The following is a 920-nucleotide window of genomic DNA, read 5'->3' as shown; positions in this document are numbered from 1 at the left end:
GTCGAACCCGGCGGCGCCCTGCGATTCCAGAACACGCGGTACTCCTCGCCGTCCGGCGCCGCGGTCGCAGCGTCCGGCAGCTCGACCAACGGCTGGACCGCATGGCACACGACCGATGGACGGGCACTCGATGACCTCAGAAGGAAGGCCCGCAAGAAAAGCGGCAGATCCTAGGAACTGGGGTTCTGGTCGTGCGACTGCCCTGTCCTGGCCGTGCTGATGCGTCCGCGTGACAGGTCGCTCCGTGGACTTCGTTGTTCTGTGCGCCATTGACTACCGGGACCTCGAGTAGGTGGCCGCCACTGGTCGGGTGTTCCGCGGTCCAGCGTCTGCCACCGGTACGGCGGCGCGACCACACCGGGAATCACAGGGTGCGCCGAGCTGGGGGAATGTCCCAGTCGCTGCTATCAGCGTCTAACGGCGCGGCACCGCGGGCACAACCTACAAGTCAGGAAAGCGGCCGGATTCGGGAGCGGATCAACGCACTCGGAATTCGGAGGAGCCAGATTCATTCCTGGCCAATCTCCATCGTGGCTTCCTCCGGTGGCTATTCGAAGTGGATTGCGCATCGTGCCTACGGCAGGGAGTCCATCAGCAGTACACCGAGCAGCAGTACACACACCATCCAGTTGGAGACGGTATGGGCCGCAGCCGCAGCGACTATCGCGTCGCGTTGTGGTCCGTCGATGACCTCATCAGGGTCGGTCTCGTTGAGCAGCCGCGCTTGCGCCGTCGCGGTGCGAGTCCTGCTCCGGAGCGCGAGCACCTCATCCCATTCGGCAGCGTCGTAGGGCTTGCCGATTGGAAGCGGCGGAAGAACGGCATCCTCATCGGGTGCGGTGCGCCCAGCTGTCTCAGTCGGTGTGTGCCGACGCAGCCTGACCAAGTACACCTGGCGGTAGTAGATACCACTGATGGTG

2 protein-coding genes are annotated in these 920 nt (G+C 64.5%); one reads left to right on the top strand and one right to left on the bottom strand.

Annotation, left to right across the window (positions count from 1 at the left end):
* Window positions 1-174, top strand: a 174-nt coding sequence (locus AC1DQC_RS19745) for a DUF4357 domain-containing protein (protein ID WP_477052930.1), incomplete at its 5' end; no start/stop codon positions are given.
* Window positions 175-574: 400 nt separating this feature from the next.
* Here the strand turns inward: AC1DQC_RS19745 and AC1DQC_RS19740 are convergent.
* Window positions 575-920: hypothetical protein (locus tag AC1DQC_RS19740; RefSeq protein WP_477052929.1), on the bottom strand; the 346-nt coding region annotated here is incomplete at its 5' end.

This window comes from Cellulomonas sp. P4_H12 (genome assembly GCF_056400905.1).
The sequence above is the reverse complement of the archived record's forward strand: the minus strand, read 5'-3'. Positions and strand labels throughout refer to the sequence as shown.